Origin of the sequence: Pontibacter rufus (genome assembly GCF_015694705.1) — a bacterium.
Lineage (GTDB): Bacteria > Bacteroidota > Bacteroidia > Cytophagales > Hymenobacteraceae > Pontibacter > Pontibacter rufus.
In genome coordinates this window covers 75855-100940 of record NZ_JADQDR010000012.1, presented here as the reverse complement: position 1 = coordinate 100940, position 25086 = coordinate 75855, and the positions used below count along the sequence as shown (strand labels likewise).

The following is a 25086-nucleotide window of genomic DNA, read 5'->3' as shown; positions in this document are numbered from 1 at the left end:
ATATTAATGACAAGATGCATCTGGGTGCTTGTGTTTCTGCTTTTAACAGGCACGGCTTCGGCCCAAGTTCTGAATAACCCATCCCCAACAAACCCCCTCGACTACTCACAGCCGAAACAATACCGTATTGGAGGTATAAACGTAAGCGGTACCAATTTTCTGGATCCGAATGCGCTGATATCCGTAACCGGCTTAAAAGTAGGCGATGAGATTACGGTACCGGGCGAGGACATCAGCCGCGCTATCCAGAAACTTTGGGATCAGGGTATTCTGGGCGATGTGGAAGTATACGTAACAAAGATAGAAGGCGATCAGATCTTTCTCAACTTTGAGTTAAAGGAACGTCCGCGTCTTTCCCGCTTCACCTTTTCCGGCATCAGCAAAACCCAGCAGGATGCCCTGAAGGATAAGGTGAGCCTGCAACGCGGCAAGGTGGTTACAGATGCCGTGCTCAACAGCACCCGTAACGTTATCCGTAATTATTTCCTCGAAAAAAGTTACCTGAACGTTAAAACTACCATCACCCAAAAGCCTGATCCGTTGCTGCCAAACAGTGTGGTGCTGAATGTGGACATAGATAAAGGTGATAAGGTAAAAATAGCAGATATTGACATTGTGGGCAACGAGGCTTTTACAGATAAAAAGCTGAAGCGCCAGATGAAAAAGACCAAGGAAAAGCGTTTCTATAAGATATTTACCTCTTCTAAGTTCCAGAAGAGCGAGTACGAGGCCGATAAGGAAAAACTGATTGCTTTTTACAACAACCACGGATACCGCGATGCGACCATTGTTTCTGATACAGTGTACAATGTGAGCGACGACCGCCTGGCTATCCGGATTACCATAGATGAGGGCAAGCAGTATTATTACCGTAACATTACCTGGAAGGGCAACTACATTTACGACGATGCTTACCTGTCCAGGTTGTTGGGCATTGATAAGGGCGACGTATATAACGCAGAGGAGCTCGACAAGCGCCTGCACTATAATCCGACAGGCATTGATGTATCTGCGCTTTACCAGAACGATGGCTACCTGTTCTCCAGCATTGAGCCGGTGGAAGTGGCCATTGTCGGCGACTCTATAGACCTGGAAATGCGCGTATTTGAAGGAGCACAGGCAACTATAGACAAAGTAACCGTATCTGGCAACGACAAAACCAGCGACTACGTGATTCTGCGGGAACTGCGCACGCTGCCCGGTCAGAAGTATAGCCGTGATGATTTGATCCAGTCGCGCAACGAACTGGCAGCTCTTGGTTATTTTGATCCTGAAAACATTGGCCTGAACCCGCTACCAAACCCGGTAGAAGGAACAGTAGATATTAACTATAGCGTAGTAGAGAAACCCAATGACCAGATAAGCCTGTCTGGCGGCTGGGGCGGAACGCTGGGCCCTGTAGGTACCGTGGGCCTGACGCTCAACAACTTCTCTACCCGTAAGTTTTTCGACTGGGATGCCTGGCGGCCGATTCCGAGCGGTGACGGGCAACGGCTGGCACTCAACATCCAGGCAAACGGTAAGTATTACCAGTCTTACTCGCTGTCGTTTACAGAGCCGTGGCTGGGAGGCCGCAAGCCTAATTCTTTGACTGTAAGTATATTTAAAACGGTTTACAGAAGAAGCATGGGGCTTTATGGCTCTTATGGCTCGGCAGAGTCCGACAACGACAGCCGCCTGAATGTGAATGGAGCATCTATAAGCCTGGGCCGCAGACTGAACTGGCCGGACAATTATTTCCAGATGAGCCATGCGCTATCATACAATCAATATAATCTGACGAACTATGCACTGTTTTCGGATTTCAGCGATGGCACCTCAAACAGTGTTTCCTTTATCAACACCATTGCCCGCTCCAGTATAGACAACCCGACTTTCCCGAGAAGCGGATCTTCCCTGACTTTAAGTATAAACCTGACACCACCATACTCGCTGTTTACAGAAAAGGAAAACAATTATGAGTTTGTGGAATTCAACAAATGGATGTTCGATGGCTCTTACTTTATAAATCTGGCAGGGAATTTGGTATTGAATGCCAGAGCACACTTTGGTTTCCTGGGATCTTACGGATCTGCTAATGTAGGTCCTTTTGAGCGCTTTAAATTGGGTGGTTCCGGTATGGGAGGAAGCGGAGGCGGTAATTTCTTTGTAGGTACAGAGTATATCGGCTTGCGCGGCTATGATGAAGAAAGCGTGGTAAACAGTGCTGATCCGACATTAAGATCTGCCGGCGGCGTGGCTTACGACAAGTATGTACTGGAGATGCGTTACCTGATATCGCCTAACCCGGCAGCCACTATTTATGGCCTGACGTTTTTAGAGGCAGGTAACAGCTTCAGCTCTCTTAAAAACTATAGCCCGTTCAAATTGTATCGTTCGGCGGGTGTGGGCGCCAGAATTTTTATGGCCGCCTTCGGGTTGCTGGGCTTTGACTATGGCTGGAGACTGGATGATATACCAGGCCAGCCTGATATGAAACGTGGCCAGTTCCATTTCATGATCGGCCAGCAGATACGCTAAGGAAGGGAATTAGTATGAAAAAGTTTTTGTTCATCTTTTTAGCAGGTTTTTTATTCACGCATATTTCACAGGCACAGAAGATTGGCTATATTGACTCGAATTTTATTCTGAGCAAGATGCCGGCTTACAACAAAGTGCAGCAGGAAATGGATAAATATGCGGAGAACTGGCAGCACGAGATAGAAGGTTTGCAGCAGGAATTAGACAAGCTGAAGCAGGAGTACAAGGCCGAAGAAGTGCTGCTAACTGAAGAGATGAAGCAGAAAAGGCAGGCCGAAATAGCCAAAAAAGAAACAGAGGTGCGCGAATATCAGCGCAAAGTTTTTGGCTACGAAGGAATGATGTTTAAGCGCAGGCAGGAATTAATGCGCCCGATACAGGATGAAGTGTTTACGGCTGTAGAAAAAGTATCCAAGGACAAGGGCATCCAGATGATGTTCGACAAATCAGGTGACCTGGTGCTGATTTATACCAATCCGGTACATGACTATACCGAATATGTGCTGGAAGCGCTGGGGCTGGTATCGGAGCAGCAAAACCAGCCAGGTGCACAGCCCGCCGGAGGCATAATAGATAACCCGGATGATTTGCCCCAAACCGAATCCCTGGAGCAGGAACAGGAAAATCAGCCCGCACCACAACAGCAGAATACCAGGCCGAAGCCGGCACCAAAGAAGAAGTCTAATAACTAAACCCTGAATAATTAATTAACCAACCAATGATGAACAAAATCAAAACCTTAGTAGCAGCGTTTTTGCTGATCAGCTTTGCATCTTTTGCACAAACAGGCAATCAGCCTTTAAAAATTGGTTATACTAACGTAGAGTATATTCTGCTGCAATTGCCAGAAAGCAAGCAGATTGAGTCTGAGCTGAAAACACACAGCACACAGCTGGAAAACCAGCTACAGGCCAAGTATACCGAGTACCAGGCCAAAGTAGATGCTTATCAGAAAAGTGCTGCCACCATGGATAAAACTATCCGTGACGACAAAGAGAAAGAGTTGATGAACATGAACAACTCTATCCAGGAGTTTCAGCGCAGCGCACAGGCTTCGTTGCAGGCTAAGGAAAAATCTCTAGTAGATCCCGTTATCGCTAAAATCGACAAAGCTATCAAAGATGTGGCCAAAGAGAGCGGTTATACTTATGTTATCAGCAACCAGGCTTTGTTAGCTGGTCCAGAAGATGGCGATATTTCACCGCTTGTGCTGAAAAAGCTTGGCGTTGATCCATCTAAAGTTCAGCCAGAGCCTGCACCTGCAGCTGCTAACCCGGCTGCTGCCACTCCGGCAGTTAAAGCTCCGGCTAAATCTACGAAGAAGAAGAACTAAGTATAGTAAAACTATTTTTATAGTTCCGGAAAGCCGTTGTTTATACTTCGGCTTTCTTTTTTTATACAGAATTTCCAGAAAACAGTGGCGGATTATACAGATCAGGAACAAACAGATTCAGACGACTCCGACGAGCTGTACGAGCATCACCGGATTGTGGTAGACAAAGGGCAGGCTTTGCTGCGGATAGATAAGTTTTTGATGGACCGCCTGCCAAACGTAACGCGCAACAAACTGCAGGGCGCTATCCGCTCCGAATCGGTGCAGGTAAACCAGAAGCCGGTTAAAGTAAGCTACAAGGTAAAGCCGCTGGATGTAATTACCATAACGCTGGCAGAACCCCCGCGCGACACAGATGTTGTGCCCGAAAACATTCCGTTGGATATTGTATATGAGGATGAGGAGCTCCTTATTGTAGACAAGAGCGCGGGTATGGTGGTGCACCCGGCTTATAACAATTGGAATGGCACGCTGGTAAATGCCCTGACATACTACCTCCGTAACCTGCCCACAAGCCGTAACGGGGAAGGCAGGCCCGGCCTGGTACACCGCATCGATAAAGATACTTCGGGGCTGCTGGTAATAGCCAAATCAGAGTATAGTATGGCTTTTCTGGCAAAACAATTTTTCGACCATAGTATAGAGCGCACCTATTATGCGCTTGTCTGGGGTGTACCCAAAGAAGATACCGGAACTATCACGGGTCATGTTGGGCGCAGCCCTAAAGACCGGCGCGTAATGACCGTATACCCCGACGGCTCGTATGGCAAGCATGCCGTAACGCACTACAAGGTGTTGCGTAGGTTTAAGTATGTATCGCTGGTGCAATGTAACCTCGAAACTGGCAGAACACATCAGATCAGGGCACACATGAAGTATATCGGGCATCCGCTGTTTTCGGATGCCATGTATGGTGGTGATAGTATTTTGCAGGGGATGCCAAGCGGAAGCTACAAAACTTTTGTGGAGAATGCGTTTAAGTTGATGCCCCGGCAGGCGCTGCATGCCAAATCACTGGGTTTTGTACATCCAACAACCAGAGAATTTATACATTTTGAATCTGCACTGCCGGAAGACTTTGAAGCAGTGCTGCAAAAGTGGGCTTTGTATGAAGCGCAGTAATAGCCGCTACAGCCAGCCATACTTGCAAAAAGCAGCTTAGGAGTAGAGAAATGCTGAAGGTTAAGTATACTACGCTGGTACAAAGTAGCGCACAGGCCGCACCTTGCCGGGAAGGCTTCAGCAAAAAATACGAACTAAGTTTCCTCCTTATTCTTAAGAAGGAGCAGCTTTTATAATTTACTTTCCGCTAAGTTCTGCTGTTGTCTGAAAATCACCAGCAAGCAGCAAGTATAGATAACAAAAAGCCCGCTCTGTTCAGAGCGGGCTTTTTGTTGATGAAGCTTATAAGGCAAAGATTATGGCTTCTTGGATTTGTTGATTTCAGCGAGGGCAGTTGCTGCCTGTTCGTTACCAGGGTCAAGCGTTTTTACTTCTGTCCAGTATTTCGTAGCGTTTGCTCTGTCGCCTTTCAGGTAGTAGTAATAACCCAGGTAGGAGTTGGCCTCAATCAGATCCTGCTTAAACTTGTCCTTCTCATTGGCAGTCAGCTTGATAAACTCCTCGTAATAAGGTTTTGCAAGACCTTGCTCGGTTTCAGGGTCCTGGCTGGCATTGGCACGAGCTCTCCACAGGTAAGCATAAGGATAAGTCGGGTTATCCTTTGTTACGTTTGCATAAGTCTCATCAGCCAGCTTAAAATATTCGGCTGCTTTCTGAGGATTGTTAGCCTTTACCATATCCTCGCCTGCCATCATATAGATGTTACCCATATAATAAAAATCGGCATTCGATGGCTTGATGGTTTCGCGCTTCTTGTTCAGCACGGTAATAGCCTGGTCATACTTTCCGGTGCTGGCATAGGCATTGGCAAGTTCCTGGTAAAGCTCTACTTTGGTCGGGTCCATTTCCAATGCCTTCTGCAGGTTTTCAACGGCCTTTTCCGGTTGGCTGTTTTTTGCCAGGATACGACCATAGTATTCATAATCCTGCGCAATTAATTTGTTAGGATCTACCTTCTGCAGATATTGCTCCATGGCCTGCAGCGCCTTATCGGGCTGGCCGAGCTCCAGGTAAGAGTAGGCTCTCAAGCGGTTCATCACCGTATTATCCGGCTCCTGCTGCAGTACCTGCTCTGCCACTTGCAGGGCTTGGTCGTAATTTTTGGTCAGGAACAGGAAAGAGGCATACTTGGCCTGCGTTTCCGGTGTCTTCTCAGCCATATCTACATACTTTTTAAATGTAGAAAGGGCCTTGTCATACTGGCCGGCAAAATAATACAGCTCGCCTAAATCGCGGTAAACAGGGGCGAAGCTGGGATCAATTTCAATAGCTTGCTGGAATGCTTTCTCTGCTTCGGGGAAGTTGCGGGAACTGGTGTACAACTGGCCCCGGCGCAGGTAGGCTTTCGCATACTTATCATCCAGTTGGATAGCTTTGTCATAAGCCGACATGGCTTCCCCGCCTTTTTTAAGCTTCAGGTATGCGTCGCCAAGTATAACATTAGCTACCGGGTTTTTGCTTTCGCGCTCCAGTGACTGCTTCAGGTAATCAATACCTTTAGTTATTTGGGCATCGGTGGCATTTGGCGCTTCCACATAAGCTTCGCCGATCATGGCAAGTACATAGGGGTCTTTTTTACCTCTTCCTTTCAGGGCCTCCTCAAAGTGCTGCTCAGCGGCAGCCTGATTGCCTTTTTCAAGCTCTATTTTTCCCAAGCCTACATGATTAATGTAAGATTTGGAATTTTTGGAAATACCCTGGTTGAAATAGTAAGCTGCCGAATCGGGCTTCTCTGTTCTCAGATAAATATCGCCAAGGGCAAAATAAGCATTATCAGCTGCATCCTTGTCATTCAGCTGAGATTTGTAAATAGATTTTGCTTGCTGATATCGCTCTAAATCAACGGCTCTTCTGCCTGCATCACTTGATTGCGCCAGCGCGGCAGTTGTCGGCATGGCAATCCCCATCAGAACGATGTACTTCCAGTTATTGGTCATTGTATTAAAGTTTAGTTGGTTGCAATTATTTGTTTGTTGAAGTAAAGGTTTTAGTTACCCAGGCCAATTACACGAACCGGCATGGTGGCTGGCACCAGACCAGATTTTAATATAATGCGCTGTCCTTTGTCTCCGGCTACAAAAGATACAAAACCTGTGCCAAGTCCGGCGCGGCCTTCTGCACTGATCATGTACAGGAAGCGGCGCAACGGGTAAGCGCCCTGTGCAATATATGCCTGGTAGGGCTGGTAATAACTTTCTGTTGTAACAGGATTCGGATCTTTACTGATGCCGATTACTTTTATTTTATTCAGAAATCCTACTGCCGTAGAATCATCTAAGTCGCTGATCCAGTTTACCCCGATTACGCCTAATGCATTCTTGTTCTGCGATACATAATCAATCAGGGCCTCATGTGAGTTGGATGCAAATGTGTTTTGCGGCAGCTTATGGTCAGCCGTCAAAGAATCCCTTACGTAGCGGCTCGTGCTAGAGTTGTTGTTATCGAAAACGATGGTAATATCCTCCAGATTGCTTTCGCTGTTAAGTTCTTTCCAGCTCTTTATATCTCCATTAAAAATAGCCTTAACCTGTTCCATCGTCAGAAGCGAATCCGGATTGTCGTTATTCACGATGAGGGCTATGGCATCGATAGCAATTTTGGTTACGCGTGGAATTATCTTACGCTGATCAAAAACTGCTTTTTCCTGCTCTGTAAGTTCTCTTGATAGTACAGCTACCTGTGAGCTGTCGTTGAGCAGGCTTTCTATCACAGCACCCTCAGACAGATACTGCGGTTCTATTTGCGCATACTTGTAAATGCCTTCAAAAGTATTTACCTGCGACGCGATAATAGGTTTGAAGGATTCATCAACACTGATGGTTACATTGCCCGACGTAGGCGTATTTGTTACTTCTGATTTGCCGCATGCACTCAGCGCCGCCAGTGCCAACGCCATCAGGAAAGGCTGAATTCTAATCTTCATATCTTCTTTTTCGTTTAGAGTCGCTTTGGTATACCCGCATAAACCGGACTACGCCATACAAAATCAATACTCCCCCCAGAATAATCTTAACGGTATGCGGCACAGCCAGATTCAGTTTTTTCTCATCAGCAAATAAGAGAAACAAGCCCAGGCCAACGTATAACAGTGTCATCAGCAAGGCAAACCACTTTGCAAATTTATTGAAGATATTCACGGGCGAATTATCTTGTTTTCGTCTATCCATGATTTGTCTCCTCCGGAAGAATTAAGTTATAACCCATAAAAATAAGATTTTTGCTACAAAAAAGAAAGCAGAAGCTTACAAAACTAGTTTGTGGCCTCTGCTTCTTATTATTGATTTTTATACTGCTACTTCAGGCTGAACCGTATGGGTAAGGTATAGCGTACCGGCACAGCCCTGCCGTTCTGTCGTCCGGGGGTCCATTGAGGCATCTTACGGATTACACGTATTGCTTCTTCCTCTGTTCCAAATCCGAGCCCTTTTAATACCTCCACATTCTGAATGCTTCCGTTGGCTGCTACCACAAAGGTTACCACAACAAGCCCTTCTGCGCCTGCCTGCCTGGCGCGGGCAGGATAGTTTATGTTGTTGCTCAGGAATGCAAAGAGCGCTTTTTCACCACCCGTAAATTCGGGCATCTGATCTACAGTTATAAAAGGTTCGTCAGAGTCGGTGGTTCCGGTACCTGCATCTATACCTGCCGGCGGAGCAACTGTTATCGTTGTGGCCGGTACTTCGGGTGCTACGCCATCCATGTTTTTCGTGCCGATGTTGGCAGTTTTCAATTCCTCCTGGCTGGCAAGTTCCGTAACAGGTTCCGGCGAATCATCAGGTACTATTTTCGTGCTGGTGTAGGCAGCAGTTTTAACAGGCTGGGCAGGCGTAACAACAGGTACCTTAATTTCCTTTGGCTTTTCTACTACTGGTGGGGGAAGTATATCAATAGGTATAACAAGATCATATACCGGCTTTTCATATTTTACCTGTTCGCCAAACAAAAGGGTTTTTAGAAGCGGCGTGACCAGTGCCCCTGAAAAAGTAACTGTTGCAAGTATAGTGGCTATAGCCAAATGTCTGCTATACTGCCGGCGTAAAGCATACGCGCCATACGCTTTGTTTCGGCCGCTGAACACTACATTGTTGAACGTGGTGCTGAATAAATAGCTCTTTTCCATGGGCATTGTTGTTTTAGGTGAAGTAATTAACTGTTTTACATCTCAGAAGTAGGGGGTTTGGTTGATAAATTTCTTTCTTTATTTACAGTGCGGTTGAGCATTGTTATATCTTGTGCCGCATCGCAGGCACTTTGGTGATGCAGGAGGAGATTAGGATAAGATACGAATAAATTTTAAACAAGTATGCATGCTGACTATTTATTTTTAATAGAAACAAAAAGCCCTGTCCGGAAGGACAGGGCTTTTTGTTTCTAAGGATTGTTTACTTGATAGTAAAGCGAACAGGCAATGTATAACGTACAGGTACTGTTCTGCCGTTTTGCTTACCTGGGGTCCATTTTGGCATTGATTTCACAACGCGTACGGCTTCTTCGTCAGTACCGGCACCTAGTTTCTTGAGTACCTGTATATCCGATATTTCCCCTGTTTTGCTTACTACGAAAGAGAGTACTACCAGGCCTTCTACACCGGCGCGTTGCGCAGCTGCCGGATAGCGGATGTTTTTGCCCAGGTACTTCAGCATCTCGCTTTCGCCACCAGGGAACTCCGGCATCTGCTCCACATAAGTATAAGGCTTCTCCTCTACCGCTTCGGCCACAACGTCGCTTGTACCGTCGATGTCACCCAAATCAGGTGGCGCGTTGTTGTCGCCTTCTATGGTTTCTACGCCGGCATCAATTTCTTCGAGTACCTCTACGTCCGGAATTTCTTCCTCTTCGACTACCTCTTCGTCACGCTTCACTACCGGTGGCGTATACTTCACTGTAGAACGCACAGGCGGTGGCGGTGGTGGCAACTCCGGTGGCGGTGGCGGTGGCGGTGGGGTGTTTTCCTCCACTGGTGGTGGCTGTGCCAGTTCTACTTCTGTTACGATTCGCTCCGTTTCTACTACTTCTTCTTCGCCTACAATCATCTTCTTTATCAGTGGAACACTGATGAAAAGTAAGAAGAGGAGCGTGGCAATGATAGCGGCCTTAATAAGGTGCGAGTTGTAAAGCTTGCGAAGTAGGTAGGCGCCATATGCTTTGTTTCGTCCGTCAAAGACGATATCATCAAGCGAGGCCTTATCTAACTTACTTGCTTCCATATCTATTGTCCGATTTTAGTTTCTACCAATTGCTTGTCGTTGTCGGTTATCTCCACAAGGGCATACTTTTTGGTATCTGTGATTCTTAATTCATCCAGAATATCTACAACGTTCTTGTAGCGCGATTCATCCATAGGCTTGATCATTACAGTCATCTTGTCGTTGTTTTTAACTTTTGGAGATCTAAGCACATCGCGGATGCCACTATCAGAATAGTCGGTTTCTATTAATTCGGGGTTCTCAGCCGGATCGCCGAGGCCAAAGTAATAAAATATCCGATCATTATCGCCCAGGATGATGGTCATCGCATTGCTCGCTTTCAACACAATTTGCTCTTCTTTAGGAACGTCTTTCACAGGCATGTTTATTTCCATTGTCTGTGGCTTGGCGAACGTGGTGGTAAGCATAAAGAACGTTAATAGCAGGAAGGCAAGATCCACCATCGGTGTCATGTCTATTTTGGTAGACATTTTCTTGGCGCGTTTCTTCCCTCCCTTGCCGGAGTCCGCTTGCTGTTGTACTTCTGCCATTTCTTATTTCCTTTCTTTTAAAGATTACGAGGCTTGGCTTCCATGTCTGTAATCAGGTTAAACCTGTTTACTTTCTTGTCCTGCAGCGTATTTATTACCTTCTGAACCGTATCATAGTTTACGTCTACGTCTCCTTTAACAGCAATAATTACCTTCGGATTCGACAGGCGGGTTTGCAGCACCCAGTCGCCAAGCTCATTTTTAGCTGAATCGATAGGTATGCCGGGCTGGTTTACCTGCTGGCGTTCCTTGCTGCTCATGTCCAGAAAAGACTTCAACTGGGCAATAGGCACCCCAAAGTCACCCATCAGCGAGAAGGTTTTCTTCTCCTCGTCGGTGAAGTTTATCCCGTACTTGGCCGCTATCTTGTCAATTAACTTCATCTTTGTATTCTGACCATCTACGCTATAAAACACCCGGTCTTCGTTATCGATAGAAATAGTGATAACGTTGGAGTCAGGAAGTTTTGTTTCTGATACAGATGAAGGTGTGTCTACGACCACTACTTCATCCGGCGTCATGGTAGCCGTCAGCATAAAGAAAGTAACCAGCAAGAAGCCCAAGTCCACCATCGGCGTCATGTCCAACGACGGGTTGTTCCTTTTTACTTTTACTTTAGGCATTGTTTTAGGTTAAGGTTCAGTTATACAGTGTGCTGTCTTACTGCCGGAGCCGAGTCATGCTGTGCCGCAAACGTAGAGATAATGCTGAAACCAGCTTCATCTATACTATACGTAAGCGCATCAATTTTGCTTGTAAAGTAGTTGTAAGCAATAATGGCAAGCGCAGAACCCGTGATACCGATAGCCGTGTTAATCAAGGCCTCAGAGATACCGTTTGAGAGCGCTGTCGCATCCGGGTTACCAGATGTGGCAAGGGCCGCAAACGCCTTAATCATACCTAATACCGTACCAATCAAACCAGTCAGTGTAGAAATAGAGGCGATAGTAGAGATAATTACCAGGTTTTTCTCCAGCATCGGCAACTCCAGGGAAGTAGATTCTTCAATTTCTTTCTGGATGGCAGCTACTTTTTCTGCTTTCAGCAGTTCCGGCTCGTTCTGCATTTCTTTGTATTTGAGCAGACCTGCCTTCACCACGTTGGCCACAGAACCTTTTTGCGCATCACAGGCAGCAATCGCGCCATTGATGTCATGCTGGTTAAGTCTGGCAGAAATGGTACGCACAAAAGAAGTAACGCTTTTAGTACCTGTTGCCCTGCTGATAGTAAGAATACGCTCAATAGAGAAGATGAACACCATCAACACAAGCGCCATCAGAATAGGCACCACAAATCCGCCTTTATATACAATGCCGAGGTAGTTGCCCGGAAGCGGGTGATTTTCGCTGCTGCCGCCTTCGAAGTTGGCCGGATTGCCCAGAACAAAAATATAGATCAGGATACAGGCAATTACCGCCAGCGGAATTACGATAGTAGCAAATACAGAACCTGTCGTCCCGCTTTTAGCTTCTACATTAGCATCTTTGCTTACTACTGCAGTCTTTTTTTCCATTTTTTTAAGAGTTTAAAGTTTAAAGTTTAGCTGTTTGTGTTGTAATTAAATTGTTTGTGTAAATGTAAAATGTTAAGAGTTTTCGGATTTGTTCCTTTAATGAATTTGCAATTTCTGCTTTTTCTGCAATTTTCAAATACAAAAGACATAAATTTTAAAAATTCCTGTCAAATCTTCCCTGCGGCGTCGTCCCTCCTTTCTTATATTATAATTGCAGTAAACAGGCTATTCTGCCTCTACAAATCTATTGATTCTGATGATTTATTCAAATAAATCAAAGTATAAACATTAAATATTTGCTACAGTTATTCTCTTTTGCCCTGATACGCTGCCTGGTACATAGCACAGTAAGGCTATGCCTGCTTATAGCCTGTCGCAACTGCATGCGGGCAGGGTACAGTTTCGGGGCCTTAGATCCTATGCTACGTAAAAGCGTTCAAAGGGTGTTATTCAGGTATGTTTTATAATGGTGGTATAAGTATAGCGATTTTTTAGCACTAATACCTGCTGACTACTGTTTTTTTGCTTCATTCCAGTAGCGGTCCATCTCTTGCAGGCTCATATCCTGCAGGCTTTGGCCGTTTTGCGCAGCCCGGGCCTCCATATACTGAAAGCGATGTATAAATTTCAGGTTTGTTCGTTCCAGGGCTTCTTCGGGGTTTATATCTATAAACCGGGCAAAGTTAATGAGCGAAAACAAAAGGTCGCCAAACTCGGCTGTGGCGAACGTTTTGTTAATGTTAGCGGTGTCTTTTATGTTGAACTCCGATTCAAACTCATTTAGTTCCTCCTGCACCTTTTTCCATACCTGGGCCTTCTCTTCCCAATCAAATCCGGCACCGCGGGCCTTTTCCTGAATGCGCATGGCCTTTATCAATGCCGGCAACGACGAGGGTACGCCACCCAGCACCGATTTGTTGCCCTCCTTCAGTTTGAGTTTCTCCCAGTTTTGCTTTACTTCCTGCTCTGTTTCCGCTTTCGTGTCGCCGTAAATGTGCGGGTGACGGAAAATAAGTTTATCGCACTGCGCATTTAGTACGTCCGCTACATCAAAAGCGTTTTGTTCAGCCGCAATTTTGGCATAAAACACCAGGTGTAGCATCACATCGCCCAATTCTTTCTTTATTTCCGGCAAATTATTTTTCAGGATGGCATCTGATAACTCATAAGTTTCTTCTATGGTGAGGTGGCGCAGACTGTCCATGGTTTGCTTGCGATCCCAAGGGCATTTCTCCCGTAAATCATCCAGCACATCCAGCAGGCGGTTAAAGGCCTGCAACTGCCTGCCCCGCGGGCTATCGTCTAAGTATGTCTTGTTCATGCAGGCAAATATACTAAAATGATGGAACTGCTTGTTTACGTGAATTCCGGGTATTGCTGCTTTGGGGGTAACAGGAACTGGACTGCAACGCAACGATAAGCAGAGAAAATGTGCTGAAAGTGAAAATTAAAATTATTACTTTTGCCCGGATAAAAAATGACGACGAGTGGCTTTAATAAAATCAATTTCAGGAATACGGGGAACAATTGGCGGCAAAGCAGGTGAGGGGCTCACGCCCGTGGATGTGGTAAAGTTCTCTGCTGCCTTTGGCGCATGGATGCTGCAAACCACCGACAACAACACCATCGTAGTGGGCCGCGATGCCCGCCTTTCTGGTGAAATGGTAAACAAGCTGGTTTGCGCCACGCTGCAGGGGCTTGGCATTCATGTAATAGATGTAGGCCTGTCTACTACACCTACTGTTGAGATGGCGGTTGTAAACAAAAAAGCGGGCGGCGGCATCATACTTACCGCCAGCCACAACCCCAAGCAATGGAACGCCCTGAAACTGCTGAACCATGAAGGCGAGTTTATCTCGGACGAGGAGGGCAGGCTGGTGCTTGAAATTGCGGAGAAGGAAAGTTTTGAATTTGCACAGGTAAACAACCTGGGCAAGTACAAGCAAAGCGAAAATACGCTAAAAAAACACATCAAAGCTATTCTGGATTTGCCATTGGTTGATGTGGAAGCAATAAAAGCAAAAAACTTCAGCGTAGTGGTGGATGCCGTAAACTCCAGCGGCGGTATTGCGGTGCCGATGTTGCTGGAAGCGCTGGGTGTTACCAGAATTGAGAAACTGTACTGCGAGCCCGATGGCAACTTTGCCCACAACCCGGAGCCGCTGCCCGAAAACCTGCGTGAAATATCCAGGACAATCGAAAAAGGTAAGTTTGATCTGGGCATCGTGGTAGACCCTGATGTAGACCGCCTGGCGCTGGTGAACGAAGATGGCAGCATGTTCGGCGAAGAGTATACTTTGGTGGCCGTGGCTGATTATGTGCTGCAGTACCAGAAAGGGAACACTGTATCTAACCTGTCGTCTACACGTGCGCTGCGCGATATAACCGAAAAAGCCGGCGGCGAATACAATGCTGCTGCCGTAGGCGAAGTGAATGTGGTGAACAAGATGAAAGAAACCAACGCCGTCATTGGCGGCGAAGGCAATGGAGGAATTATTTACCCGGAGCTGCATTATGGCCGCGATGCTTTGGTGGGCATCGCCTTGTTTCTGTCGCACTTGGCGAAGGCAAACATGAGTATGACGCGCCTGCGCGCTTCTTACCCGAGCTATTATATCTCCAAAAATAAAATTGAGCTGACGCCGGAAGTAAACGTGGACGAGGTGCTGCGCCAGATGCAGGAGCGTTACGCCAAGCAGCCTATCAACACCATTGATGGTGTAAAGATTGAGTTCGACAAAGAGTGGGTACACTTGCGCAAGTCTAATACCGAGCCCATCATCCGCATTTACGCCGAGTCGGACAGCAATGCCACGGCCGAACATTTGGCAAACAAAATAATTGCCGATATCAAAGAGATTATCTCTGTAAAAGCATAAAATATGTGTTGTTGTAGCTGTACATACATCCCATAGCAATAAAGTTGCGCCACAAGGATATGAGACTTGCTCAGCCTGCGGCGCAACTTTTTTTTATACTTTATTGGTTCATAACTATAGTATCTCAATTTAAAGCTTACCAACATGCGTGTTTATTTAGATAATGCCGCCACCACTCCGCTGGACAAAGAAGTTTTTGACGCCATGGCTCCCTTTATGCTGGAGCATTATGGCAATCCGTCATCTATCCATTCGCATGGGCGGGAAGTACGATCGGCCATCGAAAAAGCACGCCGGACAGTAGCTACCCTGTTAAACACGTCGCCGGCTGAAATTTTCTTTACGTCAGGCGGCACCGAGGCTGATAACGCTGCCATACGTTGTACCTGCCGCTCCCTGGGCATCAAACACGCTGTTACTACTAAGCTGGAGCATCATGCGGTGCTGCATACCATGGAACTGCTGGCGCAACAGGAGGGAGTAAAGGTAGATTATTTGCACCATGACGAGCGCGGCAACCTGGATCTGGAGCACCTGGAGGAATTGCTGGCCAGCCAGCCGCAAACCCTGGTGTCTGTTATGCATGCCAACAACGAGATTGGCAACCTGAATGATGTGGAGGCGATTGCAGCAATTTGCAAAAAGTATAACGCGGTTTTCCATTCTGATACTGTGCAGACCATGGGCCACTACAGGCACGATGTACAAAAGCTGGGCGCCAATTTTATCGTGGGCTCGGCGCATAAGTTTCATGGGCCCAAAGGCGTGGGTTTTCTGTACAGTGATGCCGGTATCAAAATTCAGCCGCTGATACAGGGCGGGGCACAGGAGCGCAACATGCGCGGCGGCACCGAAAACGTATACGGCATCATCGGCCTGGCCAAAGCCCTGGAGATTGCCTACCGCGATATGGAAGAGCATGCCACTTATATCCAGGGCCTGAAAGACAGGATGATTTATAAGCTGCAGGAGCAAATGGATGAGGTAAGTTTTAACGGCATGTCCGAATTTGGCGACAAAAGCCTGTATACGGTGCTGAACGTGAGCCTGCCTGCTTCCGACATCAACGAGATGCTGCTCTTCAGCCTTGATATCAACAAGATATCGGCTTCGGGCGGAAGCGCCTGCAGCAGCGGCGCCAATACCGGATCGCACGTGCTGCGCGCCCTGGATATTGATCCTGCACGCGGCTCCGTTCGTTTCTCGTTCAGCAAGTATAATACCCCCGAAGAAATTGATTTCGCAGCCGAAACACTGGCGCAGATGTATAAAAAAGTGCTGGCCTAAGCACGGTGGGTTATACTTTAAAGGCCCCGGCAGCAGTGTTGGGGCCTTTGTTTTTTAGTGATACGCGCAATGCTTCAGAAGTATAGAAAGAGTAAGTATAAATCAGCAAGTATAAATAAGAACGATGACAAGTATAGGTGTTTTCTGCGGAGCCAGCCACGGCTTTAACGATATTTACCGCAAGGCTGCCGCCGAACTGGGTGCAGCCATGGCGGCACAAAGTATAACTCTGGTGTTTGGCGGCGGCAAGGTAGGTTTGATGGGCACGATAGCCGATGCCGTGCTGGCCGGTGGCGGAAAAGCAATCGGCGTGATTCCGCAAAGCCTGGTGGACCGTGAGGTGGCGCATGCCGGCCTAACCGAGTTGCATGTGGTGCAGACCATGCACGAGCGAAAAGCCCTGATGGCATCTTACGCTGATGCATTTGTTGCCATGCCGGGCGGCTTCGGCACCCTGGACGAGGTAAACGAAATCATTACCTGGAACCAGCTGGGCATTATCCGCAAGCCAGTCGCTTTTTATAACGTGAAGGGCTTCTACAACAAGTTCCTGGAAATGATTGACCACAGTGTGGAAGAAGGCTTTATAAAAGCATCGCAGCGAGACAGCCTGGTTGTGGCAGATGAGGCCTTGCTGTTGCTGCAGCAAATCAGGGACCAAGCCGAAGCTTCTTTGGATAAGCCGGTTGATTTTGAACGAATTTAGTATTTGCTGATTTTCAGTATGCGGTTTCTGATAAGCAATCATCCTGTTGCCCTTCTGCCGCAAGTTTAGTGATAGCGTAATTTTCAACTTCTTTAATTTTTTGCTATCGCAGAAAGCAAGTTGAAAACTTGAAATATATACTATCACAAGTTACGCTATCGCTAAACTTGCGATAGTATGAGAAAAGAAGAATCAACCCCTTAGCTCCGCAGCACCATTGCCTTCACGGCGTCTACCCAAAGCGCATTAGAGTTAAGGCTTTCTACCAGTTGCCATTTTTCGCCACCGGCTGCTAAAAACAGGTGCTTAAATTCTTCGCCTACTTCTATCGTAGTTTCCAGGCAGTCGGCTACAAAAGCGGGGCTATAGGCCAGTACCTTTCTGATGCCTTTCGCCGGCAAATCCTTCAAAATAATATCAGTGTATGGTTTCAGCCACGGATCTTTGCCCAGCCTGGACTGAAAGGATACGGTGTACTGGTCTTCGCGCAGGCCCAACTCAGCGGCCAGCAACCGCGATGTTTCAAAACAGGAAGCACGGTAACAGTATTTATTCCGTTTGTTGTAGCTGTTGCAGCAGGCGCCCAGCTGGCAGTAGCCGTGGTCGCTGCCTTTTAGTATCTGTCGCTCGGGCAATCCATGGTAGCTGAAAACTACAAAATCATAATCATCCTGGGCCATATGCTGTTTGCCCAGCGTGGCAAAGGCATGTATAAAACCCGGATCATCGCAGAAGGAGGAGATAAATTTGATGTCCGGAATAACCCACCAGTCTTTTACAATTTCCATCACCTTGTCGTGCACCGAGCCGGTTGAGGCAGAGGCGTACTGCGGAAACAATGGCAGCACAATAATCCGATCCACGCTTTGCGCGCGCAGCTCTTCCAGGGCGCTTTTTATACTTGGGCTTTGATACCGCATCCCGAAAGCCACGTAATAATCCGGGCCCAGCGCCGCCTGCAGCTTCTGTTGTAAATCCTGACCGTGGTAAAGCAGGGGCGAACCTCGCTCTGTCCAGAGTTGCTTGTATATTTTGGCGGACTTAGGCGCCCGGAATGGGGCGATGATACCGTTGATTAAGGCATAACGTTGCACCGCAGGTATGTCTATCACGCGCTTATCGAGCAGGAACTCGCGCAGGTATTTACGAACATCGGGGGTATTGGGGCTGTCTGGTGTGCCGAGGTTTACCAGCAAAACCCCAATCTTGCCTTGGGCTTTTTTACTCATTTAAGTATAAGTGCTTTTCTCTGCAAAGATACAGGTATAAGGCGTAAAATGTTGACGTATAATTTTCCGGAACCGGTAAAGAAGCTACTGAAACTGTAAAAGCAGGAAACATCAGAAATGTTTTAAGATCATGACACTAAGTATAACCATGGCTGCTTTTGCTTAATCCTTACGGAGGTTGAGAGCCCTTGCCTGCAGCCTTGAGTACTTCGGCACGTCCGCAAAGCCCTGTCTTGCCTTTGCCCCAGGCTCTGCAAAGCACTTTTCCTGTTAACGATTTGAGAACAATGACAGGCACTTATGGTGTTTTAAGATCGATAATTTTGAAATAAGCCAAATAAATTCTTTACCTTTGCGGTTCTAAAAATGGCGGACGGGTTCCGCCGACTTAAATTTATAAAAGCAAATGGCAGTAAAAATCAGGCTGGCCCGCAGAGGCCGTAAAAAATCAGCTATGTACGACATTGTGGTAGCTGATGCGAGAGCGCCACGTGATGGTAAGTTCATCGAGAAATTAGGTACCTACAACCCCAACACCAACCCGGCTTCTATCAATTTTGATGAGGTAAAGGCGTTCCAGTGGGTGATGAACGGTGCGCAGCCAACAGATACCGTAAGAGCAATGCTTTCTTACACAGGCATACTGTACAAAAAACACCTGCAGATAGGTGTGGTAAAAGGCGCTATTAACCAGGAAACGGCTGATGCGCGTTTTGATGAGTGGAAGCAGGCAAAAACAGCTAAAATTGAAGGCAAGCGCCAGGATGTTGGCACTGCAAAAGATGCAGCCCGCAAAGCTGCTCTGGAAGCTGAAACAAAGAAAAAAGAAGCACGTGCAGAGGCTATCCGTCAGCGTGAGGCTGATAAGGCTGCCGCTAATGCACCGGCTCCGGCTGAAGAAGCTTCTGCTGCCGAAGGCGAAGCTACTACAGAAGAACAAGCATAAATTTTTGTGCCATGAACCAGGATGCCTGCTTTTTGCTGGGACATATTGTAAAAACACATGGCACAAAAGGGCAGGTAGTCGCATTTTTTGACGTAGACTATCCCGAGGATTATGATGATTTGGAATCAGTCTTCCTGGAACAACAGGGAAGGCTGATTCCTTTTTTTATTGACAGCATGGAGCCGCAGCCGAAAGGCCGCTACATCATTCGTTTTGAGGACATCAAAACAATGGAGCAGGCTGAAGCCTTACGTGGCACTTCTTTATACCTGCCCCTCGATGAGCTTCCGGAACTGGAAGACGATCAGTTTTACTTTCATGATGTGATCGGCTATACGGTAGTAGACGAAAATCATGGACGGCTAGGTACGGTGAAGGAATTTTATGACTTGCCGCAGCAACAATTGATGTCTATGAATTATTTAGACCAAGAGATGCTGATACCCGTTATGGACGAAATCCTGCTGCGCGCCGACCATGAGGCTAGAGAACTGCACGTAAAACTGCCTGAAGGTTTGCTTGAAGTATACACCCAGCCTGCCAACCCCGACGAGGCCGATGATGCCGACACGGAGGACGAACAACAATAATGCGTTTCGATATTATCAGTTGCCAGCCCGACCTGCTCGACAGCCCTTTCAGTCATTCTATACTGAAGCGGGCACAACAGAAAGGGCTTGTGGAGGTGCATGTGCATGATTTGCGCAAGTATGCTATCAACAAGCACGGCCAGATTGACGATTACGCTTTTGGCGGTGGTGCTGGCATGGTGATGATGATCGAGCCGATTGACAAGTGCCTCTCGGAACTAAAAGCAGCACGCACCTATGACGCGGTTATTTACATGACGCCGGACGGACAGACGCTGAATCAGCGGATGGTGAACCAGTTTTCGCTGCTGCATAACGTAATTATACTTTGCGGCCATTACAAAGGCGTGGATGAGCGTGTACGGCAGCTGTTTGTTACCCACGAAATCAGCATTGGCGATTATGTGTTATCGGGCGGAGAACTGGGCGCGGCTGTGCTGGCTGATGCCATCATCCGTATTATTCCGGGTGTGCTCAACGACGAGTCTTCGGCGCTAACAGATTCTTTTCAGGACGGGCTGCTGGCGCCGCCTGTTTATACCCGCCCTGCTGAGTACAATGGCTTGAAAGTGCCCGACATTCTGCTTTCCGGCGATTTGCCTAAAGTGGAGCAGTGGCGCTTTGAACAAGCGGTTGCGCGTACCAAAGCACGGCGCCCAGATTTGCTTGACGAATAGAAATTATCTGTATACCGGGCAGGTTCCATCGCTATCCGGTGTTACGTTATACTGCTTGGCAGGCAAACTTTGGTGAGGATAAGGCAGCACTACATTGGCTTTACAAGTGTAAATCAGGCTGCATCTGCCTTTCTGCTAAGAAGGCAAAGGCCGCAGTTATATTTTTTTTCTGTAAAGGTTCTTATGTAATAAATAATTGCATATCTTTGCAGTCCGAATTTTGAAGAAGATATTTTTAAGAACATAGCCATCATGAGCGAGCTAATTAAATTTCTAGAGCAGGAATCTACTGAAAAACGCGCCTCTTTCCCCAAGTTCCAGGCCGGCGATACCATTAACGTGCACGTTAAAATCCGTGAGGGTAACAAAGAACGTATTCAGCAGTTTCAGGGTGTTGTGATTCAGCGCAAGAACCCAAATACAAATGGTGAGACGTTCACTGTTAGAAAAGTATCTAACCAAATCGGACTTGAGCGTATCTTCCCGCTTCTTTCGCCTTCTATCGAGAAAATCGAACTGGTGAGAAGAGGTAAAGTAAGAAGAGCCAGAATTTACTACCTGAGAGGACTGCAAGGCAAAGCTGCCCGTATCAAAGAAAGAAGATAATAATACCTGTTATTATAATTGGAGTGAAAGAGGAGCTGCTTTGGCAGTTCCTCTTTTTTATTTATACTTAGCTGGCCGGCATTTATACCTGTCCTGCAAAAGAATTGAAGATGAAAAAACTGTTTTTCCTGCTGCTTCCTGTGTTCGCACTGCTCTCCGGCTGCAAAACAGACTACGCTAACCTGCCCACCTATTCCGGTGCCAGGCAACTGCAGGCCGTGATAGAAGTGCCGGCCGGCAGCAGCCATCGCCTGATTTATAACCGCGAAACAAAGGAATTTGTGAACGACAAGAAAGCCGGCCTGGATCGCGTTATCCCGTTTCTGCCTTATCTGGCTAACTTCGGGTTTATACCTTCTACTGAGATTAGCAGCAATGGCAACGGCCTGAAAATACTGGTAATAGCCGAGAGCCGGGAGCCTGGCACCGTAATGGAGGTAATTCCGCTGGGTGTTATGCAACTGGAAACCGCCGGCGAACTGGAGCATGTGGTGGTGGCTGTGCCGGCACGACCCAGCGAGCAGCTTATCTCCGCCACCGATTTCGCCAGCTTCAGCAAACAATATCCCGGTATAAAAAGTATTCTTCAAACCTGGTTTACGCACTACAATCCCACTGCCCACACTACATTTGTAGGCTGGCGCAACGAAAGATTTGCCGATGAGGAAATACAGCGCTGGATGAAACTGTAAGTATAACTATGGCTGCTGTGTTTCTCCTGTTTTAAATGGGGAACAGCTAAACCGATTGTTTCCGGCGCAGCAAGTATAACCTTCAGAAGTATAACTCATGATTTAAAACTTCTGGCAGTTATAACCATTTATCTGACACGAACAGGGCTTATGCCTAGTGTTCTTATACTTGTACCTTTTTACTTATCGTTCTGGTAATCAATAATTCACACATCCGGCTGTCGTCTCGTAAAAAAGAAGTAATTTTGCAACCTCAAATTTAAACGTATGGCCGAGACACCGCATAAAGCCGGGTTTGTAAGTATAGTGGGCAAGCCAAACGTAGGCAAGTCTACGTTGATGAATGCGCTGGTAGGCGAGAAGCTGTCCATTATCACCTCCAAAGCGCAAACCACCAGGCACCGTATTATGGGCATCCTGAACGGCGAGCACTTTCAGCTGGTGTACTCTGATACGCCCGGCATCATCAAGCCGCAATATGCGTTGCACGAGTCGATGATGGGTTTTGTGCGCACCTCGCTGGAAGATGCCGATGTGATACTTTTTGTAACTGATATTTACGAAAAGCACGACGAGGAAGAAGTTATAAAGCGGCTGCAGCACGCAGAGGTGCCGGTACTGGTGCTCATCAACAAAATAGACCAGGCCACGGCAGAAGATGTAAGGGATAAGATGATTTACTGGCAGGAGAAAATGAGCCCGACCGAGGTGCTGCCGATTTCAGCCCTGCACGGCACCAACCTGGAGCATCTGTTTGATCGCATACTGCATTACATGCCCGCGCATCCGGCCTATTTCCCGAAGGACGAACTGACCGACAAGCCGGAACGTTTCTTTGTGTCGGAAATCATCCGTGAAAAAATACTGCTCAACTATAAAAAAGAAATTCCTTACAGCTGCGAAGTGGTAATAGAGGAGTTTAAAGAAGAAGAGGACATTATCCGTATCCGCGCCGAAATAAGCGTGGAGCGCAAAAGCCAGAAAGGTATTGTGATTGGCCACAAAGGCGAGATGCTGAAGAAAGTAGGCACGCAGGCTCGCGTGGATATGGAGGAATTTTTCGGGAAAAAGATTTTCCTGGATTTGTATGTGCGCGTGAACGAAAACTGGCGAACCGACCAGCGGCTGCTACGCCGCTTCGGTTACAACGAGTAAGTAGGCGCACTGCATAAAGCTTCGGGGCAAGGCGCTCCGGGGGCACTTTAACAATTTTATTATTTACTAATGTCGAACATTATTGCCATTGTGGGCCGCCCGAATGTGGGCAAGTCCACCCTTTTTAACCGCCTGGTAGGTAAGCGCAAAGCCATCATGGACAACGAGAGCGGTGTAACCCGCGACAGGAGCTATGGCCACGGCGAGTGGGTAGGCAAATTTTTTACTGTGATTGATACCGGTGGCTACGTGCATGGCTCCGATGATATTTTTGAAAGCGAAATAAACAAACAGGTAGAGCTGGCCATACAGGAGGCGGACGTAATACTTTTTATGGTAGACGTAGACGCTGGCCTGACCAGCCTGGACGAAGAATTTGCCAACATATTGCGCCGCACCGATAAACCCATCCTGATTGTGGCCAACAAGGCTGACACCACCGCACGGGCACAGCAGATGAACGAATTTTATGCTTTGGGAATAGGCGAGGAGATTTACCCGGTATCATCGCAAAGTGGCTCGGGCACCGGCGAGCTGCTGGACGAGATTGTGCGGCATTTTGAAGACGAAGGTATAGAAGATCCGGATGCAGGCATTCCGAAGATTGCGGTACTGGGCCGCCCGAACGTGGGCAAGTCTTCGTTTATTAACCTGCTGCTGGGCGTAGACCGTAATATTGTAACAGATGTTGCCGGCACTACCCGCGATGCCATCGATGCACGCTACAATGCCTTTGGCAAAGAGTTTATTATTGTGGATACTGCCGGACTGCGCCGCAAAAGCAAGGTCAGCGAAGACATAGAATTTTACTCCGTGATGCGCTCGGTGCGTGCCCTGGAAGACGCCGATGTATGCATCATCATGCTGGACGCTACCCGTGGCATAGAGGCGCAGGATGTAAACATTATTATGCTGGCCGAAAAAAACCGCAAAGGCATTGTGATACTGGTGAACAAGTGGGACCTGATAGAGAAAGATACCCACTCCACCAAGAAGTTTGAGGAAGATATCCTGGAGCGCATCGCGCCCATCAAGTATGTGCCGGTTATTTTTACTTCGGTGCTCACCAAGCAGCGCATACACAAGGCGGTAGAAGTGGCAATGGACGTGTATGATAAAAAGACACAGAAAATCTCTACTTCCAAGCTGAACGACAAGTTGCTGCCTGATATTGAGCGTTATCCGCCACCCGCTATTAAAGGCAAACTGGTGAAGATTAAGTACGTTACGCAACTGCCGACGCACAACCCGACGTTTGCTTTTTTCTGTAACCTGCCGCAGTACATCAAAGAGCCATACCAGCGCTACCTGGAAAACAGGTTGCGGGAGCATTTTGATTTTACAGGGGTGCCGGTAAAGCTTGTATTCCGCAAAAAATAATTCTTAAAGAAAAGGAGGCATTCAGATATAGTAGTATCTTTGCGCCTCATTTAAAAACATCAGAACAACATGAAAAAAGTATTTGGTTTGCTTTTCGTTGCCGGTCTTTTCGTTTTCGCATCTTGCAACAACACCGAAGAGGCTGCTACAGAGTCTGAAACTACTGAAACTGTAGTAGACGAAACAGTTCCAACAGAAGAAGTTGATACCACTACAACGCCGGTAGATACTGCCACTGTTCCAGTGGATTCTGCTGCCGTAGTTCAGTAATCAGCAAAAACACCCGGCGCATGGCCGGAATCAGCGGGAGACAATTGCAAAATTGTCTCCCGCTTTGTTTTATACCTACTGAACTATATCATGATATTCTCGTATTCGTTCTGATACCTTCTGTGCTGTATTTGCACAGGTTTTTGGTAGCTTCATTACCAAACTTATAACCACCTAAATTAAAACATCATGAAAAAACCAATCTATTTCTTCCTGACAGCCGGCCTGCTTACTTTCGGTATGGCAACATTCTCTTCCTGCGATTCTCCTGCTGAAAATGCAGTGGAAGAAAACGCTGATCAGGTTGAAGAAGCCGGTGAGGAAAGAGGCGAAGCCATCGAAGACGCAGCAGAAAACAAAGCTGATGCCATGGAAGATGCCGCTGACGACATGGATACCACTGTTGTCGTAGAGTAGTTAAAATAGCATCATAAAATAAAAGAG

The 25086-nt window shown here is 47.1% G+C and carries 26 protein-coding genes; 16 read left to right on the top strand and 10 right to left on the bottom strand.

What is annotated here, in order from left to right:
- Nucleotides 1-6: 6 nt before the first annotated feature.
- The 4 genes from bamA (at nt 7) to I2I11_RS18300 (ending at nt 4975) form a co-directional block, all read left to right on the top strand.
- A complete protein-coding gene (gene bamA, locus I2I11_RS18315) occupies nt 7-2520 on the top strand; it encodes an outer membrane protein assembly factor BamA (RefSeq protein ID WP_196269196.1) in 2514 nt (837 codons plus the stop codon).
- A 14-nt stretch (nt 2521-2534) separates the two neighbouring features.
- The gene (locus I2I11_RS18310; RefSeq protein WP_196269195.1) at nt 2535-3212 is read left to right on the top strand and encodes an OmpH/Skp family outer membrane protein; all 678 of its coding nucleotides are present in this window, start codon (nt 2535-2537) and stop codon (nt 3210-3212) included.
- Nucleotides 3213-3238: 26 nt separating this feature from the next.
- The gene (locus tag I2I11_RS18305; RefSeq protein WP_196269194.1) at nt 3239-3853 is read left to right on the top strand and encodes an OmpH/Skp family outer membrane protein; all 615 of its coding nucleotides are present in this window, start codon (nt 3239-3241) and stop codon (nt 3851-3853) included.
- An 84-nt stretch (nt 3854-3937) separates the two neighbouring features.
- Nucleotides 3938-4975, top strand: coding sequence for an RluA family pseudouridine synthase (locus tag I2I11_RS18300; protein ID WP_370583013.1), 1038 nt, complete (start codon nt 3938-3940; stop codon nt 4973-4975).
- 296 nt (nt 4976-5271) lie between these two features.
- Here I2I11_RS18300 and I2I11_RS18295 read toward each other — a convergent pair whose 3' ends face one another.
- From I2I11_RS18295 to mazG, 9 genes are all read right to left on the bottom strand, one after another.
- Complete coding sequence (locus tag I2I11_RS18295; RefSeq protein ID WP_196269193.1) at nt 5272-6912, bottom strand: tetratricopeptide repeat protein; 1641 nt, start codon at nt 6910-6912, stop codon at nt 5272-5274.
- 50 nt (nt 6913-6962) lie between these two features.
- Entirely contained in the window at nt 6963-7898 is a 936-nt protein-coding gene (locus I2I11_RS18290) for a PstS family phosphate ABC transporter substrate-binding protein (RefSeq protein WP_196269192.1), read from the bottom strand.
- Nucleotides 7888-8142, bottom strand: coding sequence for a sulfite exporter TauE/SafE family protein (locus tag I2I11_RS18285; RefSeq protein WP_196269191.1), 255 nt, complete (start codon nt 8140-8142; stop codon nt 7888-7890). Before I2I11_RS18285 ends, I2I11_RS18290 begins: the two co-directional genes overlap by 11 nt.
- Before the next feature lie 125 nt (nt 8143-8267).
- Nucleotides 8268-9095 (bottom strand): energy transducer TonB, encoded by an 828-nt coding sequence (locus tag I2I11_RS18280; RefSeq protein WP_196269190.1) that lies wholly within the window; start codon nt 9093-9095, stop codon nt 8268-8270.
- Nucleotides 9096-9357: 262 nt separating this feature from the next.
- Entirely contained in the window at nt 9358-10182 is an 825-nt protein-coding gene (locus I2I11_RS18275) for an energy transducer TonB (protein WP_196269189.1), read from the bottom strand.
- Nucleotides 10183-10184: 2 nt separating this feature from the next.
- On the bottom strand, nt 10185-10652 hold the full coding sequence (locus tag I2I11_RS18270) for an ExbD/TolR family protein (RefSeq protein ID WP_370583012.1): 468 nt from the start codon (nt 10650-10652) through the stop codon (nt 10185-10187).
- A gap of 77 nt (nt 10653-10729) precedes the next feature.
- Complete coding sequence (locus tag I2I11_RS18265) at nt 10730-11335, bottom strand: ExbD/TolR family protein (protein ID WP_196269187.1); 606 nt, start codon at nt 11333-11335, stop codon at nt 10730-10732.
- Between the two features lie 20 nt (nt 11336-11355).
- The gene (locus tag I2I11_RS18260) at nt 11356-12225 is read right to left on the bottom strand and encodes a MotA/TolQ/ExbB proton channel family protein (protein WP_196269186.1); all 870 of its coding nucleotides are present in this window, start codon (nt 12223-12225) and stop codon (nt 11356-11358) included.
- A gap of 511 nt (nt 12226-12736) precedes the next feature.
- Nucleotides 12737-13546 (bottom strand): nucleoside triphosphate pyrophosphohydrolase, encoded by an 810-nt coding sequence (gene mazG, locus I2I11_RS18255; RefSeq protein WP_196269185.1) that lies wholly within the window; start codon nt 13544-13546, stop codon nt 12737-12739.
- 166 nt (nt 13547-13712) lie between these two features.
- On the opposite strand from mazG, the gene glmM reads away from it, so the two are divergent.
- The 3 genes from glmM (at nt 13713) to I2I11_RS18240 (ending at nt 17097) form a co-directional block, all read left to right on the top strand.
- On the top strand, nt 13713-15104 hold the full coding sequence (gene glmM / locus I2I11_RS18250) for a phosphoglucosamine mutase (protein WP_196269184.1): 1392 nt from the start codon (nt 13713-13715) through the stop codon (nt 15102-15104).
- 144 nt (nt 15105-15248) lie between these two features.
- A complete protein-coding gene (locus tag I2I11_RS18245; protein WP_196269183.1) occupies nt 15249-16391 on the top strand; it encodes a cysteine desulfurase family protein in 1143 nt (380 codons plus the stop codon).
- 124 nt (nt 16392-16515) lie between these two features.
- Nucleotides 16516-17097 (top strand): LOG family protein, encoded by a 582-nt coding sequence (locus tag I2I11_RS18240; protein ID WP_196269182.1) that lies wholly within the window; start codon nt 16516-16518, stop codon nt 17095-17097.
- 200 nt (nt 17098-17297) lie between these two features.
- Here I2I11_RS18240 and hemH read toward each other — a convergent pair whose 3' ends face one another.
- On the bottom strand, nt 17298-18326 hold the full coding sequence (hemH, locus tag I2I11_RS18235) for a ferrochelatase (protein ID WP_196269181.1): 1029 nt from the start codon (nt 18324-18326) through the stop codon (nt 17298-17300).
- A 406-nt stretch (nt 18327-18732) separates the two neighbouring features.
- Here hemH and I2I11_RS18230 point away from each other — a divergent pair, with 406 nt between their 5' ends.
- From I2I11_RS18230 to I2I11_RS18190, 9 genes are all read left to right on the top strand, one after another.
- On the top strand, nt 18733-19272 hold the full coding sequence (locus I2I11_RS18230; RefSeq protein WP_196269180.1) for a 30S ribosomal protein S16: 540 nt from the start codon (nt 18733-18735) through the stop codon (nt 19270-19272).
- 11 nt (nt 19273-19283) lie between these two features.
- Entirely contained in the window at nt 19284-19862 is a 579-nt protein-coding gene (rimM, locus tag I2I11_RS18225) for a ribosome maturation factor RimM (RefSeq protein WP_196269179.1), read from the top strand.
- Nucleotides 19862-20539, top strand: coding sequence for a tRNA (guanosine(37)-N1)-methyltransferase TrmD (trmD, locus tag I2I11_RS18220; RefSeq protein WP_196269178.1), 678 nt, complete (start codon nt 19862-19864; stop codon nt 20537-20539). Before rimM ends, trmD begins: the two co-directional genes overlap by 1 nt.
- 252 nt (nt 20540-20791) lie before the next feature.
- Complete coding sequence (rplS, locus tag I2I11_RS18215) at nt 20792-21145, top strand: 50S ribosomal protein L19 (protein ID WP_196269177.1); 354 nt, start codon at nt 20792-20794, stop codon at nt 21143-21145.
- Between the two features lie 110 nt (nt 21146-21255).
- Entirely contained in the window at nt 21256-21837 is a 582-nt protein-coding gene (locus I2I11_RS18210) for an inorganic diphosphatase (protein WP_196269176.1), read from the top strand.
- 267 nt (nt 21838-22104) lie between these two features.
- Nucleotides 22105-22992 carry a GTPase Era gene (gene era, locus I2I11_RS18205; protein ID WP_196269175.1) on the top strand — a complete coding sequence of 296 codons (888 nt, stop codon included), beginning with the start codon at nt 22105-22107 and terminating at the stop codon, nt 22990-22992.
- A gap of 69 nt (nt 22993-23061) precedes the next feature.
- Nucleotides 23062-24372 (top strand): ribosome biogenesis GTPase Der, encoded by a 1311-nt coding sequence (gene der, locus I2I11_RS18200; RefSeq protein ID WP_196269174.1) that lies wholly within the window; start codon nt 23062-23064, stop codon nt 24370-24372.
- A gap of 69 nt (nt 24373-24441) precedes the next feature.
- Entirely contained in the window at nt 24442-24642 is a 201-nt protein-coding gene (locus I2I11_RS18195) for a hypothetical protein (RefSeq protein ID WP_196269173.1), read from the top strand.
- Nucleotides 24643-24831: 189 nt separating this feature from the next.
- Nucleotides 24832-25059, top strand: a complete 228-nt coding sequence (locus I2I11_RS18190) for a hypothetical protein (RefSeq protein WP_196269172.1) — start codon at nt 24832-24834, stop codon at nt 25057-25059.
- Nucleotides 25060-25086: the final 27 nt, after the last annotated feature.